This window comes from Aquipuribacter sp. SD81, assembly GCF_037153975.1.
Lineage (GTDB): Bacteria > Actinomycetota > Actinomycetes > Actinomycetales > JBBAYJ01 > Aquipuribacter.
In genome coordinates this window covers 1-12,863 of record NZ_JBBAYJ010000043.1, presented here as the reverse complement: position 1 = coordinate 12,863, position 12,863 = coordinate 1, and the positions used below count along the sequence as shown (strand labels likewise).

Annotated in this window: 14 protein-coding genes and 1 riboswitch; of the genes, 13 read left to right on the top strand and 1 reads right to left on the bottom strand. The window is 74.9% G+C overall.

The window, feature by feature from the left end; genetic code table 11:
• Nucleotides 1-189 precede the first annotated feature (189 nt).
• From WAA21_RS17250 to WAA21_RS17210, 9 genes are all read left to right on the top strand, one after another.
• Nucleotides 190-828 (top strand): CDP-alcohol phosphatidyltransferase family protein, encoded by a 639-nt coding sequence (locus WAA21_RS17250; protein WP_336924086.1) that lies wholly within the window; start codon nucleotides 190-192, stop codon nucleotides 826-828.
• The gene (locus tag WAA21_RS17245; protein ID WP_336924085.1) at nucleotides 821-1,846 is read left to right on the top strand and encodes a DUF881 domain-containing protein; all 1,026 of its coding nucleotides are present in this window, start codon (nucleotides 821-823) and stop codon (nucleotides 1,844-1,846) included. The genes WAA21_RS17250 and WAA21_RS17245 overlap by 8 nt, the downstream gene beginning before the upstream one ends.
• Nucleotides 1,843-2,175, top strand: coding sequence for a small basic family protein (locus tag WAA21_RS17240; protein WP_336924084.1), 333 nt, complete (start codon nucleotides 1,843-1,845; stop codon nucleotides 2,173-2,175). The genes WAA21_RS17245 and WAA21_RS17240 overlap by 4 nt, the downstream gene beginning before the upstream one ends.
• A gap of 19 nt (nucleotides 2,176-2,194) precedes the next feature.
• Nucleotides 2,195-2,956, top strand: a complete 762-nt coding sequence (locus WAA21_RS17235; RefSeq protein WP_336924083.1) for a DUF881 domain-containing protein — start codon at nucleotides 2,195-2,197, stop codon at nucleotides 2,954-2,956.
• Between the two features lie 36 nt (nucleotides 2,957-2,992).
• A complete protein-coding gene (gcvH, locus tag WAA21_RS17230; protein WP_336924082.1) occupies nucleotides 2,993-3,379 on the top strand; it encodes a glycine cleavage system protein GcvH in 387 nt (128 codons plus the stop codon).
• A gap of 79 nt (nucleotides 3,380-3,458) precedes the next feature.
• Nucleotides 3,459-3,956, top strand: coding sequence for an FHA domain-containing protein (locus WAA21_RS17225; protein WP_336924081.1), 498 nt, complete (start codon nucleotides 3,459-3,461; stop codon nucleotides 3,954-3,956).
• Nucleotides 3,953-4,663, top strand: a complete 711-nt coding sequence (gene ftsR / locus WAA21_RS17220; RefSeq protein ID WP_336924080.1) for a transcriptional regulator FtsR — start codon at nucleotides 3,953-3,955, stop codon at nucleotides 4,661-4,663. The genes WAA21_RS17225 and ftsR overlap by 4 nt, the downstream gene beginning before the upstream one ends.
• Before the next feature lie 62 nt (nucleotides 4,664-4,725).
• Nucleotides 4,726-5,262, top strand: a complete 537-nt coding sequence (locus WAA21_RS17215; protein ID WP_336924079.1) for a bifunctional nuclease family protein — start codon at nucleotides 4,726-4,728, stop codon at nucleotides 5,260-5,262.
• 230 nt (nucleotides 5,263-5,492) lie between these two features.
• Nucleotides 5,493-6,017, top strand: a complete 525-nt coding sequence (locus tag WAA21_RS17210; protein WP_336924088.1) for a MerR family transcriptional regulator — start codon at nucleotides 5,493-5,495, stop codon at nucleotides 6,015-6,017.
• Between the two features lie 150 nt (nucleotides 6,018-6,167).
• Here the strand turns inward: WAA21_RS17210 and WAA21_RS17205 are convergent, their stop codons facing one another.
• The gene (locus tag WAA21_RS17205) at nucleotides 6,168-6,959 is read right to left on the bottom strand and encodes a ParA family protein (protein WP_336924078.1); all 792 of its coding nucleotides are present in this window, start codon (nucleotides 6,957-6,959) and stop codon (nucleotides 6,168-6,170) included.
• A gap of 39 nt (nucleotides 6,960-6,998) precedes the next feature.
• Nucleotides 6,999-7,105, top strand: a riboswitch (glycine riboswitch).
• A gap of 98 nt (nucleotides 7,106-7,203) precedes the next feature.
• Between WAA21_RS17205 and gcvP the strand changes: the two genes are divergently transcribed.
• The 4 genes from gcvP to WAA21_RS17185 all read left to right on the top strand — a co-directional run.
• A complete protein-coding gene (gene gcvP, locus WAA21_RS17200) occupies nucleotides 7,204-10,158 on the top strand; it encodes an aminomethyl-transferring glycine dehydrogenase (RefSeq protein ID WP_336924077.1) in 2,955 nt (984 codons plus the stop codon).
• Nucleotides 10,159-10,167: 9 nt separating this feature from the next.
• A complete protein-coding gene (locus WAA21_RS17195; protein WP_336924076.1) occupies nucleotides 10,168-11,046 on the top strand; it encodes a hypothetical protein in 879 nt (292 codons plus the stop codon).
• Nucleotides 11,022-11,510, top strand: coding sequence for a PPOX class F420-dependent oxidoreductase (locus WAA21_RS17190; RefSeq protein WP_442893310.1), 489 nt, complete (start codon nucleotides 11,022-11,024; stop codon nucleotides 11,508-11,510). The genes WAA21_RS17195 and WAA21_RS17190 overlap by 25 nt, the downstream gene beginning before the upstream one ends.
• 653 nt (nucleotides 11,511-12,163) lie before the next feature.
• Nucleotides 12,164-12,863 (top strand): DUF222 domain-containing protein (locus WAA21_RS17185; RefSeq protein WP_336924075.1); only part of this gene is annotated, 700 nt, incomplete at its 3' end.

Sequence of the window (12,863 nt, the reverse complement as noted above, 5' to 3'; positions counted from 1 at the left end):
TCGTGAGACAGCAGTCCGGGATCACCTGAGACATCCGTCCGGGATGTCCTGAGCCCACACACCGCCGTCCCGACCAGGTCGACCTGAGCGGGCCCCCCGGGGGCCCACGGTCACGGGTCGGCCGGGGCGGCAGCACCGCCGGCAGCGCCAGCAGGGGAGGCCACCACGACCACCGCTGTCAGCGACCGGGTGCTCACGCTGCCGAACCTCATCAGCATGGGCCGGCTGGCCTGCGTGCCGCTGTTCGGCGTGCTCATCGTCGTGGGCCGGGACCTCGAGGCCCTCCTCGTGCTCGTGCTCGCGGGGCTCAGCGACTGGCTCGACGGCACCCTCGCGAGACGCTGGAACCAGGTGACGCGCCTCGGCCAGCTCCTCGACCCCGCGGCCGACCGCCTGTACGTGACCGCGGCGCTGCTCGGCCTGGGCTGGCGCGAGGTGCTGCCCTGGTGGCTCGTCCTCACCGTCGTCGTGCGCGAGGTGGTCCTCACCACCAACGTGCTCGTCCTCCGCCGGCACGGCTTCACGTCGCTGCCGGTGCACCTGGTGGGCAAGACCGCGACGTTCGTCCTCCTCCTCGCCCTGCCGCTGCTGCTGCTCGTCGGCACGAACGACTCGGTCGACACCTGGCTGCGACCCGTCGCCTGGGCCCTCGTGCTGTGGGGGGCGGGGCTCTACTGGTGGTCCGCGGTCGCCTACCTGCACCAGACGCACCTGCTCATCCACGGCCGGCTCGGGCCGGACGGGTCGCGCCCCGCCGCGGTCGGCCCGAAGGCCAGGGCGGTCCCCGTGGTCGGCGGGCCCCCTGCCGAGGGGGCCGCGCGTGCCTAGGACGACCTACTCCTCCTCGACGCTGCTGACCGAGATCATGCAGCGCCCGCTCGACCCGGGGTACGCCGTCGCCCACCGCCGCCGCGCCGAGCGCGAGCACGAGCGGGCCGCGGCGGGGCAGGACGGGCCGTCGGGTCCGGACGGTCCGGGCGGTGACGGCGACCCGGCCGGTGACGCAGAGGCTGTCGCCGGCGGCTCCGGCCCCGGCGGGTCCGCCGCCGGCCCGGCGCGGCACCGCCTGCGCCGGCTGCTGCGACGGCACGCCGTCGCCGTCACGGTGCTCGGGCTCGGTCTCGGCGTGCCGCTCGGTGTCGCGGTCGGCGCCGGCGTCGCCGAGCTGCGGGCCGCCCCGCTGGAGACCCGCGACCGCGCCGTCCTCGAGGCCGAGATCGACCGTCGCACCTCCGTCGCCGACTCCCTCGCCGCGAGCAACGAGGCGCTGCGCGAGGAGATCGAGCAGCAGCAGGCCGCCGTGCTCGCCGAGGGCTCGCAGAGCGTGCTCGAGGCCGCCGACCGGCTCGCCGTGCCGGTCGGCGCCGTCGCGGTGGAGGGCGACGGCGTCGTCGTCACCATGGACGACGCCGCCGACGTCGCCGTCGACGCGTCGGGCGAGGGCGGCTTCGGCGACGACGGGCGGGTCCGCGACGGCGACGTCCAGACGGTCGTCAACGCCCTGTGGTCGGCCGGGGCGGAGGCCGTCGCGGTCAACGGCCAGCGGCTGACGGCCCTCAGCACCATCCGCCACGCCGGGGACGCCATCGTCGTCGACCTGCGCCAGCTCGCACGGCCGTACGTCATCGAGGCGGTCGGGGACCAGGACGCGCTGCTCGACGAGCTCACGGGCGGGCGGGTCGCGGACTACACCCGCTTCCTCGGCACCAACTACGGCATCGGGGTGTCGCACGAGGCGCGCGACGACCTCCGCCTGCCGCCCGCGTCGCGGCTCACGCTGCGCCACGCCGGGGCGGTGGCGGCGGAGCGGCCGGAGGCCTCCGTGCAGGAGGATGGCCAGTCGTGATCGCGATCCTCGGGCTGCTCCTCGGCGTGCTCGTCGGCGTGCTGCTGGAGCCCAGCGTGCCGCCGTACCTGCAGCCGTACCTGCCGATCGCGATCGTCGCGGCCCTCGACGCGCTCTTCGGCGGCCTGCGGGCCGTCATCGAGGGGATCTTCGACGACCGGGTGTTCGTCACCTCGCTCGTGTTCAACGTCCTCGTCGCGGCCTTCGTCGTGTTCCTCGGCGACCAGCTCGGCGTCGGCGCCCAGCTGAGCACGGGGGTCGTCGTCGTCCTCGGCATCCGCATCTTCTCCAACGCCGCCGCCATCCGGCGGCACCTGCTGGGCTCGTGAGCGGCACCCGGGAGCCGGTGTGAGCAGCCCCTACCACCCCGACACCGTCGAGCGCCGCGCCGCCTGGCGCCGGCTGCGCTCCGGCGTGGGCCGCCGGCCCGGCCGGTTCCAGGTGCTCGCGGCCGTCCTGCTGTTCCTGCTCGGGCTAGGGGTCGTGACGCAGGCGCGCGAGACGTCGGAGGGCGGGCTGCAGACGCTGCGCGAGTCCGAGCTCGTCCGCCTGCTGGACGACGTGAGCGAGCGGCGCCAGCGCCTGGAGGAGGAGGCCGCCTTGCTGCGCGAGCAGCAGGAGGCGCTGCTGACCTCCAGCGACGCGGCCGCCGAGGCCGAGCGCGCCGCGCAGGAGCGCCTCGCGGTGTACTCCGTGCTCGCCGGCACGGCCGCGGCCGAGGGCCCCGGTGTCGTCATGGTCGTCACCGACCAGGGGGAGCGGACCGTCACCGGACCCTTCCTGCTCGACGCGGTGCAGGAGCTGCGCGACGCCGGAGCCGAGGCGATCCAGATCGGCGACGTCCGCGTCGTCGCGAGCACGTGGTTCGCCGACGGCGCCGACGGCTCCGTGCTCGTCGACGGCACGCCCGTCACGTCGCCGTTCACGGTGCGGGCGATCGGCGACCCCGACGTCATCGAGCCCGCCATGCGCATCCCCGGCGGTGTCGTCCCGACCCTCGAGCGCTTCGGCGACACCGTCGTCGTCACCGAGCAGGACACCGTCGTGGTCGACGCGTTGCGGGCCGTCCGGACGCCTGAGTACGCTCGCCCGGCCCCGCCGGAGGAGTGAGCCGGCGGGCCGGCCGAGCCAGGGAGCGGTGAGACGGTGGACGTGCCCGAGGGGCTTCGCTACACGGACGAGCACGAGTGGGTGTCCGTCACCGGTGACGACGGCGTCGTGCGGGTCGGCATCACCGACTACGCCCAGGACGCCCTCGGCGACATCGTCTTCGTCGAGCTGCCCGCCGAGGGCGTCGCGGTGACGGCGGGCGACCCGTGCGGCGAGGTGGAGTCCACGAAGTCCGTCAGCGAGCTGTTCGCGCCCGTGAGCGGGACGGTCACCGCGCGCAACGACGCGCTCGAGGCCGACCCCGCGCGCGTCAACGGCGACCCGTACGGCGACGGCTGGCTGTTCGAGGTGCGCCCCGACGACCCGGCCGCCGTCGAGGGCCTGCTTGACGCGGCCGCGTACCGCTCGCGCACCGACGGCTGAGCCGGTCCGTCGAGGGTCTGCACGTCCACCTGAGAGTGAGGGTGGGGACTACGCTGGTGCCAACGGAGGAGGAACGACGATGACGGACAGCCCGGACACCCCTCGCCAGCGCGGCACGGCCGCCATCCCGGTGGCCCCCGGGCAGGGCGTGGACACCACCATCACGTACGCGCAGGCGACCGACACCGACCCGTCGACCGGCCTCACGCGCGACGACCAGCGCGCCGTCGACGCGCTGCCGCAGGGCTCCGCCCTGCTCGTGGTGCAGCGGGGGCCGAACGCCGGCGCGCGCTTCCTCCTGGACTCCGAGCGGACCACCGCCGGGCGCGCCGCGGACAGCGACATCTTCCTCGACGACGTCACCGTGTCCCGCCGTCACGCCGAGTTCGGCCGGGTGGGCGAGGGCTACCGGGTCGTCGACGTCGGCAGCCTCAACGGCACGTACGTCAACCGCCAGCGCATCGAGTCCGCCGTGCTCAACGCCGGCGACGAGGTGCAGATCGGCAAGTACCGCCTCGTGTACCACCCGTCCCGGCAGCACCTGGTCCCGGCGGACGGCGAGGACGCCAGGGCGTGAGCAGCGTCGCCCTGGCGCGCGACCCGCAGGGCGGCCGCGACGCCGGGCTCACCATCGGCGAGGTGCTCGGGGTGCTCCGCGAGGAGTTCCCCGACGTCACCATCTCCAAGATCCGGTTCCTCGAGGAGCAGGGTCTCGTCGAGCCCGACCGGACCCCGTCCGGGTACCGCAAGTTCTCCGCCGCGCACGTCGAGCGGCTGCGCCGCGTGCTCGTGCTGCAGCGTGACCACTTCCTGCCGCTGCGGGTCATCCGCGAGCAGCTCGAGGCGGGCGCACCGGGACCGGCGGGTCCGGCCGCGCCGCTGGACGTCCCCCCGTTCGTCCGGCAGGTGCAGGACGTCGAGGACGAGCCGCTCGACCTCGCCGAGCTCGCCCGCCGCGCGGGCGCCGACGAGGCACTCGTCGAGGAGCTGCAGGCCCACGGCCTGGTCCGCAGCGGGCGCGACGGCGCCTTCGGTCCGGACGACCTCGAGGTGGCGCGGGCCGCGGTCGCCCTCGCGCACCACGGCGTCCAGCCGCGTCATCTGCGAGCCTTCCGCACCGCCGCCGACAAGGAGGTCGACCTCGTCCGGCAGGTGGTGGCGCCGCTGCGCCGCTCGACGCGACCGGGGTCGGCCGGCGAGGCCGCGGACACCGCCCGCGAGGTCGCGGCCGCGTGCCTGCGGCTGCACGCCGCGCTCGTCGCCGGCGCCCTCGACCGCGGCTGAGGTCCGGGCCCGGCCGCGCGGCACCGGGCGGGCGCCGGCGGGGCGGGGGTAGCGTGGGGCGCGTGCGCGAGCTGGACGTCGTAGGGATCCGGGTCGAGACACCCTCCAACAACCCGATCGTGCTCCTGCGTGAGCGCGAGGGGCACCGCTACCTGCCGGTGTGGATCGGCGCGGCCGAGGCCAGCGCCATCGCCCACGCCCAGCAGGGGGTGGTGCCGCCGCGGCCGCAGACGCACGACCTGCTGCTGGAGGTGGTGTCGGCGCTCGGCCGGAACCTCGAGGAGGTCCGCATCACCGAGTACCGCGACAACATCTTCTTCGCCGAGCTCGTCCTCGACTCGGGCCTCACCGTCGGGTCCCGCACCTCCGACGCCGTGGCGCTCGCCCTGCGCGCCGGCTGCCGCATCGTGAGCGCGGAGGCGGTGCTCGACGAGGTCGGCGTGCCCGTGCCCGAGGAGGACGAGGGCGAGGTCGAGGTCGAGCGCTTCCGCGAGTTCCTCGACAGCGTGAGCCCCGAGGACTTCGAGGAGGAGGGGTCCGGCCCCGAGGGGTCGGGGCCCGAGCAGTCTGGTCCGGAGGGGGGCGGCCGCCCCGGATGAGGACCCGGGTCCGCGACCGGGAGCCGCTCGGCGACACGCCGCCGAAACCCTCCAGTGGTGGTTGACCCTTGACGAGGCGGTCCCTACCGTCGGACACGACGAGGGGGACCGCGCACGACGTGCACGGACCACTCGTGCGAGAGGAGCCCCCGATGGCAGGACACGAGGCGGGAGACGCCGGCCGGACCGGCGGCGCGACGCCCGTGTCGGAGGTGGCCCGTACCCAGGGGATGCTCTTCGACGACGACCTCCCCACCCTCGACGAGGGGACGGGCTACCGCGGGCCGGTCGCGGCGCGCGCGGCGGGCATCACGTACCGCCAGCTCGACTACTGGGCCCGCACCGGTCTCGTCGAGCCCGGCGTCCGCGGGGCCAGCGGGTCAGGCAGCCAGCGCCTCTACGGGTTCCGCGACATCCTCGTGCTCAAGATCGTCAAGCGGCTGCTCGACACCGGCGTGTCCCTGCAGCAGATCCGGACCGCCACCAAGGTGCTGCGCAGCCGCGGCGTCGAGGACCTCGCCAACATCACCCTCATCTCGGACGGCGCGAGCGTGTACGAGTGCACGAGCGCCGACGAGGTCGTCGACCTCGTCCAGGGCGGCCAGGGCGTCTTCGGCATCGCGGTCGGCCGCGTGTGGCGCGAGGTCGAGGGCACGCTCGCCGAGCTCCCCGCCGAGCGGGACGGCGACGACGCCGCGCCCGTGCCGGGTGACGAGCTCGCCGTCCGCCGCGCCGCCCGGGCCGAGGCCGGCTGACGCGAGCCCATCCGGCGGCGGACGTCGGCGTTCGTGTCGACGGACGCGCAGCCGCTGCGTGGATCATGACGTCGGTCGCAGCAGACACGGTTCCGGGTGGACCCGCGACATCGATCATGTTGCGAGTCGCACGTCGCCCCCGAGTAGGGCTCAGCGCGTGCGGCGGGTGGTCCCGGCGCGCAGGACCCGGTCGAGGTGGGCGTCGAAGGCGGTGGCGAGCTCGGTGGCGCCGTGGCCGGGCCAGCGGTGCACCGGCGTCGTCGCGCCCTGCGACTGCTGGACGGCGGAGCGGTCGGGCAGCGGCGGGCGCAGCACGAGCGGGCCGAACAGGCCCGTCATCTCCTCCAGCCGGTAGCGGTGCTCCGGTGAGCGCTCGCGGAAGCGGTTGACGAGGATGCCGAGCGGCTGCAGGTGCGGGGCCTCGGCCCGACGCAACGACTCCACCGCCCGCAGCGCCCGGTCGGCGGCCGCCACGGAGAAGATCGCCGGCTCGCTGACGACGAGCGCCCGGTCGCTCGCGACGAGCCCGGTGCGCGTGAGCCCGCCGAGCGAGGGCGGGCAGTCGACGAGGACCAGGTCGTACCACGGCACCTTCGCCAGCGCGGTGGCGAGCGAGCGCATCGACCGCGGCCGGGTCGCGTAGTCGTGGTCGAGCGTCTGCTCCGAGCCGAGCATGACGTCGAGGACCCCGGGCTGGTCACCGGCCCAGCCCGACGGCGCGACGGCCTTGGCGATCTCGCCGCGGCGGGGGTTCGCGAGGACGTCGGCGACGGTCGACTCGCGCCGCGCGGCCACGTCGAGCCCGGTCGTCGCGTCGGCCTGGGGGTCGAGGTCGACGACGAGCGTCGGGACGCCGCGCGACAGCGCCGCGGAGGCGAGCCCGAGCGTGACGGTGGTCTTGCCGACGCCCCCCTTGAGACTGCCGACGCTCAGCACGATCACGGCCCGAACGCTACCCGGCTGTTAGCCTGGACCCGCTGCGCACACCCGGTGGGAGAGACCGTCGGGCCCGTCCTCGGACCGGCACCGGCGGCGCCGAAGGGGCAACCTCCCCGGAACCTCTCAGGCACCAGGACCACGGGGGACAGGCACGCAGGAGGGGCACGTGCCCCGACTGTCGGGGACGAGGCCGGCACCGGTCGGTCGCGTCGAGCCAGTCCGGAGCCGTCCCTCCCGAGGAGCCCGTGTGACCCGCAGCGACACGCCCCGCACCCCGTTCGTCGACCGCCACCTCGGCTTCGTGCCGGACCCGCAGGCGCTCGCGAGCGCGACGGGCTTCGACGACCTCGAGGCGCTCGTGGACGCGACCGTCCCGGCCGGCATCCGCCAGGACGGCCCGCTCGACCTGCCCGCGGCGCTCGACGAGGAGGACGCGCTCGCCGAGCTGCGTGGCGTCGCCGCCCGCAACCGGGTCGTCCAGCCGATGATCGGGCTCGGCTACCACGGCACCGTCACCCCGCCCGTGGTCCGGCGCAACGTGCTGCAGGACCCCGCCTGGTACACCGCGTACACGCCGTACCAGCCGGAGATCAGCCAGGGCCGGCTCGAGGCGCTCCTCACCTTCCAGACGGTGGTCACCGACCTCACCGGGCTCGACGTGGCGGGGGCGAGCCTGCTCGACGAGCCCACCGCGGCCGCCGAGGCGATGACGCTGCTGCGGCGGGCGACCAAGGCCGCCGACGACGCCGTGTTCCTCGTCGACACCGACGTGCTGCCGCAGACGCGCGCCGTCCTGCGGACGCGCGCCGAGCCGCTCGGCATCACCCTCGTCGACCTCGACCTGGGGGGCGCAGAGGACCCGTCCGGAACGGCCGTCGCCGCCGCGCTCGACGGCCGGGCCGGCTTCGGTGCCCTCCTGCAGTACCCGGGTGCCTCCGGGCAGGTCCGCGACCTGCGGGCCGTCGTCGAGGCGGTCAAGGACGCGGGCGGCCGCGTCGCCGTCGCGGCGGACCCGCTCGCGCTCACGCTGCTCGCCCCGCCGGGGGAGTGGGGCGCCGACGTGGCCGTCGGGTCGATGCAGCGCTTCGGCGTCCCGATGGGCTACGGCGGCCCGCACGCCGGGTACATGGCGGTGCGCGAGGGGCTGCAGCGGCTCATGCCGGGCCGGCTGGTCGGGGTGAGCAAGGACGCGTCCGGCAACCCTGCGCTGCGCCTGGCCCTGCAGACCCGCGAGCAGCACATCCGCCGCGAGAAGGCGACGAGCAACATCTGCACCGCGCAGGTCCTGCTCGCCGTCATGGCCGGCATGTACGCGGTGTGGCACGGGCCCGAGGGCCTGCGGCGCATCGCCGAGCACGCCCACCGGCAGGCGGCCCGCGTCGCGGCCGCCGCCGAGGCCGCGGGGGTGACGGTCGAGACGACCCGCTTCTTCGACACCGTGAGCCTCCGCGTCCCCGACGCCGACGCCGTCGTGGCCGCTGCCCTCGCCGGCGGGGTCAACCTCCGCCGGGTCGACGAGGTACGGGTCGGCGTCAGCGCCGACGAGACGACGCGCGACCAGCACGTGCTGGCGGTGTGCGACGCGCTCGGTGCGGGACGCCCCACCGACGACCCGGACACGGGGGTCGACGCCGCCCTCGCGCGCACCAGCGAGTACCTCACCAACCGCGTCTTCTCCCGCTACCGCTCCGAGACGGGTCTGCTGCGCTACCTGCGCCGGCTCGCGGACATGGACTTCGCGCTGGACCGCGGCATGATCCCGCTCGGCTCCTGCACGATGAAGCTCAACGCGACCACCGAGATGGAGTCCGTCACGTGGTCGGAGTTCGCCGACCTGCACCCCTTCGCGCCCGCCGACCAGGCCGCCGGCACCCGGCAGGTCGTCGCGGACCTCGAGCGCTGGCTCGCCGAGGTCACCGGCTACGACGCCGTGAGCATGCAGCCGAACTCCGGGGCGCAGGGGGAGCTCGCGGGCCTGCTCGCGATCCGCGGCTACCACCGTGGGAACGGTGACGCCGAGCGGGACGTCTGCCTGATCCCGTCGAGCGCGCACGGCACGAACGCCGCCAGCGCCGTCATGGCGGGCATGCGGGTCGTGGTCGTCGCGTGCGACGACGAGGGCAACATCGACGTCGACGACCTCCGGGCGAAGATCGACCAGCACGGGGAGCGGCTCGCCGCCCTCATGATCACCTACCCGTCGACCCACGGCGTCTTCGAGGAGGCCGTGCAGGAGATCTGCGCGGCCGTCCACGACGCGGGCGGGCAGGTGTACCTCGACGGCGCCAACCTCAACGCGCTCGTCGGGCTCGCCCGTCCCGGCCGGTTCGGCGCGGACGTCAGCCACCTCAACCTGCACAAGACGTTCTGCATCCCCCACGGCGGCGGCGGGCCGGGGGTCGGGCCGATCGGCGTGCGGCAGCACCTCGCGCCGTTCCTGCCGGGCCACCCGCTGGAGCCGACGCTCGCGGACAACCCCGTCGGCCCCGTGTCGGGCGCGCCGTTCGGCTCCGCGGGCATCCTCACCATCCCGTGGACGTACGTGCGCATGATGGGCGCCGACGGTCTGCGGCAGGCGACGGTCCGTGCCATCGCGGCCGCCAACTACGTCGCCCGCCGGCTCGACGGGTCGTGGGACGTGCTCTACACCGGCCGCAACGGCACGGTCGCGCACGAGTGCATCCTCGACGTGCGACCCCTCGCCAAGGCGGCGGGCATCACGGTCGACGACGTCGCGAAGCGGCTCATCGACCACGGCTTCCACGCCCCGACCATGAGCTGGCCGGTGACCGGCACGCTGATGGTCGAGCCGACGGAGAGCGAGGACGTCGCCGAGCTCGACCGGTTCTGCGACGCGATGCTCGAGATCCGCGCCGAGGTCGACCGGGTCGTCGCGGGGGAGTGGGCCGTCGCCGACTCGCCGCTGCGTCGGGCGCCGCACACCGCCGAGGACCTGGTCGGGGAGTGGGACCGGCCGTACGACCGCCGTCTCGGCGTCTACCCGAACGGCAACGTGCGCGGCAAGTACTGGCCGCCCGTCGGGCGCATCGACGGTGCCTTCGGCGACCGCAACCTCGTGTGCGCGTGCCCTCCTGTGAGCGCCTTCGGTGACGCGGCGGACGACGCGGGCGGCGACGGCAGCGACGTCGACCTCGCCGAGGCGGGTGCCGGCTCCGGGGCCCGGCCGGCGCTCGCGCGCTAGCGTCGCGGCATGGCCACACCTCCGCCGTACCCGCCGCCGGGACCGTCCGACCCGTACGCCCCGCCCGGCGCCTACGGGCCGCCCGCGCCCTACGGGCAGGCGGGTCAGTACGGGCAGGCGGGTCAGTACGCGCAGGCCCAGCCGTACGGCCCGCCGCCCGGGTACGGGACGGGTGGGCCGTACGGTCCCCCGCACCGTCCGGAGCAGCCGCCGCTCGACGGCGTCTCCGTCGCCGGTCTGGTCTGCGCCTTCCTCCTCGCGCCGCTCGGGCTCGTCCTCAGCGTGGTGGGGCTGTTCCGCACCGCGGGCGGGCGTCGCCGCGGTCGCGGTCTCGCCGTTGCGGGTGTCGTGGTGTCGCTCGTCGTGACGCTGCTTCTCGGCGTCCTCACCGTGCTCGTGCTCCGCGCCGGCCAGGCGTTCGTGGAGCAGGTCGGCAGCGCGCCGATCGTCGACGGCGGGTTCCCCGCGCCGCCGGTCGACCCTGCCGCGGTGCAGCCCCTCGGCACATCGCAGACGGCAGGGCCGTTCACGGTGACGGTCCTCGACGTCGTCCTCGACGGCGAGGTGACGGAGGAGGGCACGCGCACGGTGCTGGCCACGGCGGACATCCGCAACGACGCCGATCAGCAGCAAGTGGTCCTCGGCACGGTCCTCGCCTCCTACGTCGGCTCCGACGGCCTGGACTACAGCGAGCTGACGTGCCCCGACGGCCTGTTCTCCGGCGGTCTGGAGTCGTTCGCGCCGCTGCCGCCGGGAGGGACGAGTCAGGTGGAGTGGTGCTTCGGGGTCCCCGCGGACGTCGTCGGCGACGGTGCCGTCGTCGTGCGCACCACAGACTCCGCGGCCCTCGGGAGCAGCGCGGCGTGGAGCGACGGGAGCGGACGGTGAGCCGCCCGGTCGCCCGCAGCACCCGCGTCGACCTCGACGGTCTGCTCGACTTCGCGCGCGAGCGGCACCATGTCGTCCTGGTGACCCGGCGCCGCGACGGCAGCCCCCAGCTGTCGCCCGTGAGCTGCGGCGTCGACCCTGACGGGCGCTTCGTCATCAGCACCTACCCGGAGCGGGCCAAGGTCCACAACGCCCGCCGCGACCCGACGGTCAGCCTGCTCGTGCTGTCCGACGACTGGGACGGGGAGTGGGTGCAGGTCGACGGCACGTGCGAGGTGCTCGACCTCCCCGACGCCCTCGACGACTTCGTCACGTACTTCCGCTCCTTCGGTCGGGAGCACCCCGACTGGGACGAGTACCGCCAGGCGATGCTCGACCAGGGCAAGTGCCTGTTGCGGGTCACGCCGACGCGGTGGGGGCCGGTCGCCACGGGAGGCTTTCCCGCACGGCTCGCCGGAGGCTGAGTGCGGCAGCTGGCGGAGGTGGGTGTGTGGAGGTCCTCCGCCTGCGCATCAGCGTGAAGACCGCCGCAGTCGAGCCACCAGCGCAAGACCCCGAGAGCGGCCCCGGCATGCACCCGGGAGCCGCTCGCATGTTGTGTGTCGACTCCCGCTGCCGCCGTCAGCGCTCCTGCCGGTGCCGGGCAGCACCAAGCTGTACTCGGCTCGGCCGGGTGCGGCTGGTGAGGGCGTGGCCGCGGGCACATCGTGGCCGCCACCTACGGTCGGTCGCACGTTGCGGCGCCACCGAGCCGCCGTGGTCGTCTCGCAGAGGAGACCTGGATGGCATGGCAGGCATCCCGCGGCGCCGAACCGGAGACAACAACGACTTCGACTCCCGCCGGTCCGACCCGAACGCCGATCTTCTCGGCGAGCAGTTCTTGGTCAGCGGGAGCGGTGGTCTCGCGCTCAGCTCCTACCGCTTGACTAGGGGCCTGTTCAGCCGGCGAGGTGGCGGCCACCACCGTCGGGGACAGCGCTCGGGGGCCAACCGTGGAGCGACGGCGACCGACTTCTACCCATGCGAACGACGCGTGCCGTCGAACTGACCTGTGGCTGGCCGGAGTCCGCTGCCCATGTCCCTTGTGTTCGAACACGTGTTCGAGTAGTGTGTCTGCATGGCGGCGTTGGTGGTGGAGGTCCCCCGTTGGGACCCGCTGCCGGTGCGCCTGGCCGCCGCCGGTGCCGCGTTGGACGGGATGGTGGAGCAGGTCGAGGCGGAGAGCCGTGCCGCTTCGGGTGCCGGTGGTCTTCCTGGTCTTCCTGGGCTGGCGGCTCGGTTGCGTGAGGTGGACCGGTTGATCACGCGCTGGCAGGCGGTGCGCCTGGCGTTGGTGCGGGCTGCGGACACCTCCGACGTCGCGTTGGGTTCGGGTGCGTCGGGGACGTCGGCGTGGTTGGCGGGCCGCTCGAAGACCAGCGGCGCCGCCGCGGCCGCCGACGTGGCGCTGGCGGGGGACCTCGCGACGTCCCTGCCGGTGACCCGGGAGGCGATGAGCGAGGGGGACGTGCCGCGGGAGTCCGCGGCGGTGATCGCGCGGGCGATGCGGGACCTGCCCGCGGGGTTGTCCGCGGACCGCCGTGCGGCGGTGGAACAACGGCTGGTCGCCCGGGCGCGGGAGGTGTCCCCGGCCGAGCTGCGGCGCCTGGCGGCGCGGGCGGTCGAGGCGGCGCGGCTGTCGGCGCGAGACGTCGCCGAGCACGAGGACACCGTCCAGCGCTCGGAGGAGGAACGCGCCCGGGCTCGGACACGGTTGTCGTGGCGGGACAACACCGACGGCACCACCGACCTGTGGGCCACCCTGCCCAGCGCCTCCG

Excerpts from the sequence above, each read along its gene's own strand:
- WAA21_RS17195 (WP_336924076.1), top strand. The coding sequence starts at position 10,168 with ATGGCCACACCTCCGCCGTACCCGCCGCCGGGACCGTCCGACCCGTAC.
- WAA21_RS17225 (WP_336924081.1), top strand. The coding sequence starts at position 3,459 with ATGACGGACAGCCCGGACACCCCTCGCCAGCGCGGCACGGCCGCCATC.
- WAA21_RS17210 (WP_336924088.1), top strand. The coding sequence starts at position 5,493 with ATGCTCTTCGACGACGACCTCCCCACCCTCGACGAGGGGACGGGCTAC.